The sequence below is a fragment of the Alphaproteobacteria bacterium genome (assembly GCA_035625915.1).
Lineage (GTDB): Bacteria > Pseudomonadota > Alphaproteobacteria > JACZXZ01 > JACZXZ01 > DATDHA01.
Genome location: DASPOR010000088.1, coordinates 1 through 3,031, shown reverse-complemented (window position 1 = coordinate 3,031; position 3,031 = coordinate 1). Strand labels below are relative to the sequence as shown.

Sequence of the window (3,031 nt, the reverse complement as noted above, 5' to 3'; positions counted from 1 at the left end):
TGCCGTCGCTTGCCTTGCCCCGAATGCGGGTCACTTCCGCCGGAGCGCGCTCTTCGATCTCGATTGTTTGGCCGTCCTCGATCGTCCAATCGATCGTCGGAGACGGAAGGGCGACGTAAAACGGAACGCCATTGTCCTTGGCGGCGAGTGCTTTCAGATACGTGCCGATCTTGTTGCAAACGTCGCCGCGCGCGGTCGTGCGGTCCGTGCCGACGATGCAAAGGTCAACCTTCCCGTGCTGCATTAAGTGACCGCCCGCATTGTCGACGATGACGGTGTGCGCGACCCCGTGGCAACCGAGTTCCCACGCGGTGAGGGAGGCGCCTTGATTGCGCGGGCGCGTTTCGTCGACCCAGATGTGGAGCGGAATGCCGTTTTCGTGCGCCGTGTAAACGGGGGCGAGGGCCGTTCCCCAATCGACCGTCGCGAGCCAACCGGCGTTGCAATGGGTCAGGACATTGACCCGTCCATGCTCACCCTTCTCCTCCCATGCCTTGCGGATGAGCTTCTCGCCGTGGCCGCCGAGCGCGCGATTGATCGCAACGTCGTCGTCGCAGATCGCGGCTGCGCGCTTGTACGCGGCGGCGGCACGCTCGCCCGGCCTGACGTTGCGAAGGTATTCGCGCATGTCATCAAGCGCCCAGCGCAGATTGACCGCCGTGGGCCGCGTCTTGAGGAGTGCTTCGTGGGCAAGGTCGAGTGCCGCGTCGGAGGGATCGGCGTGAACGGCAAGGCACATTCCGTAGGCACCCGTGGCCCCGATGAGGGGTGCTCCGCGCACAAGCATGTCCTTGATCGCGTGGGCCGCATCCGCGAGCGTCGTGAGCCGCACTGTCTCGAAAAGATGAGGGAGCTTGGTTTGGTCGATGATGACGACCGACCAGCCATCCTCCGCAAGCCAGATCGTGCGATACGGAACGTCGTTTACCTTCATATCACGACCATAGCGGAGTGCCGCCCTGGGCTCAATCGAGCACTCGGTTTTTATAGCGTGCCACCGGCGAGGTTTATTGGGGTGGCCGGGGTGCGTATTTAAGTTATTGGTTTAATTCTCAAAAATACGACAGGTTTAGCCCTCCCTACCCCTTGACTTGTCCTTGCCGTTCCTTTAGAACAAAGATAGAACGAACAAAACACGAACGCTTACTCTCCGTGGAGAAGCCCACTTTGGAGATGCCCATGAGTTATCGCCACGATCTCGTTTCGGTCGAGGCTTTGCGAGCCCGCATCGCCGCCCTCGAAGGCACTTGGCAACACGCCACTGCTAACGACATCGATCGCCGGCAAAGCGCTCTACCCGCAGCACCTTTCGGCTTGGCGCCCGTCGACCGCGTGCTGCCCTGGAATGGGCTGCCGACCGCTTGTCTCCACGAACTCACCGCCGCGGCACCCGTGGATGGCTCGGCGGCCGGTTTCGTCGCGATCGTGCTGGCGCGACTTGGCGAAGCGGAAGGTGCGAGACCGCGCAGCGTGCTCTGGTGCGCACCCGGTAACGGCCTTTACGGCCCCGGCCTTGCGGGATACGGGCTCGACACGCGCCGGCTCGTTCTGGTGCGTGGTCGTTCACAGGCCGATTTGCTTTGGGCCATGGAGGAAGGTTTGCGCTCGGGTGCGGTCGCCGCCGTGGTAGGCGAGGTACAGGACGCGGATCTGACCGCCACGCGCAGGCTGCAACTTGCCGCCGAAGCGGGCCGTTCGACAGCACTCCTGCTCAGGACTTCCCGACAGAAACCGGGCGAAGGCAAATCCGCTCCTTCCGCCGCCGTCACGGCATGGCGCATCGCTGCTGCACCTTCCGCACCCGCACCTTATGGCATCGGCGTGGGGGCGGAGCGTTGGCGGGTCGAGCTTGTCCGCTGCCGCGGCGGCGTGCCGCGTCAATGGCTATTGGAGTGGAACGATGAAACGCATCGTCTCGTTATGGCTTCCGAGCTTCGCGACCGACCGGCTCAGGCGCCGGCCGGCCGTCCCACCGTCCGAGGGCGGGATTCGTCCGTCCCCTTCCCCTTGCGACAAGGGGAGCGACTGGCCGTCTAGCCCGCTCGCGACGATCGAGAAGGTCCACGGTCGGCTCGTCATCGTCGCCGCGGACCGTGCTGCGCAATCGGCGGGGATCTTTCCGGGTCAACCGCTTGCAGACGCGCGGGCGCTCGAGCCGGCCTTGCGCGTGCACGATGCCGATCTCGGCGCGGACCGCCAGGCGCTCGCGCACTTGGCCGAATGGTGCACGCGCTACACGCCGTGGACTGCCCCCGAGGCGTTGGAGCCGGGCGGGGCCGGCGGGGTCTTTCTTGACGTGAGCGGCTGTGCACACCTTTTCGGCGGTGAGGCGGCCCTGCTCGCCGACATCGTTGCACGGATCGAACGAAACGGCTTTTCCGCGCGTGCTGCCATCGCAGACACGGCCGGGGCCGCTTGGGCGGTTGCCCGTTTCGCGTCCTCCACCTTCATCGGGGATCTGGTGGTGCCCCCCGGCGGCCAGCGCCAGGCGCTCGCGGCCCTGCCCGTCGCCGCGTTACGGCTTTCGCCCGAGACGGCGGCGGGACTCGAGCGTCTGGGGCTGCGCCGCATCGAAGCCCTTTACCCTTTGCCGCGCGCCCCGCTTGCGCGGCGCTTCGGGCTGGATCTTTGCCGCCGTCTCGATCGAGCGCTCGGTCGTCTCGACGAGCCGATCTCGCCGCGGCTCTACCACGAGCCTTGGCGTCTTCGCCTCGCCTTCGCCGAACCGGTCGCCCGTCGCGAGGACGTCGCCGCCGGGCTCGAACAACTGCTCCATACCCTCTGCCGTCGCCTCGCCGCGGAGAGACAAGGTGCGCGTCGGCTCGTCTTCACGCTCTACCGGACGGACGGCACAACGCAGCGCGCCGAGATCGGCACGTCTTTTCCCTTGCGGGAGGTGCGGCACCTTTCCCGCCTCTTCACCGAGAAGCTCGACCGCCTCGACTACGACTTCAGCTTCGGGCTCGGCGTCGATCTCATGGTGCTGACGGCACCCGTGGTCGAGCCGCTCGAAGCGGCACAGGCAAGCCTC

Annotated in this window: 3 protein-coding genes; 2 read left to right on the top strand and 1 reads right to left on the bottom strand. The window is 65.9% G+C overall.

Translation table 11 applies throughout. From position 1 onward, the window contains the following. On the bottom strand, nucleotides 1-934 hold a 934-nt coding region (gene mtnA / locus VEJ16_07215; protein ID HYB09443.1), incomplete at its 3' end, for an S-methyl-5-thioribose-1-phosphate isomerase. A gap of 245 nt (nucleotides 935-1,179) precedes the next feature. Between mtnA and VEJ16_07210 the strand changes: the two genes are divergently transcribed. Together VEJ16_07210 and VEJ16_07205 are read left to right on the top strand one after the other, a co-directional pair. Beyond that, nucleotides 1,180-2,037: a hypothetical protein gene (locus VEJ16_07210; GenBank protein HYB09442.1), complete on the top strand. Its 858-nt coding sequence runs from the start codon at nucleotides 1,180-1,182 to the stop codon at nucleotides 2,035-2,037. After that, nucleotides 1,988-3,031: DNA polymerase Y family protein (locus VEJ16_07205; protein ID HYB09441.1), on the top strand; the 1,044-nt coding region annotated here is incomplete at its 3' end. The genes VEJ16_07210 and VEJ16_07205, both read left to right, overlap by 50 nt.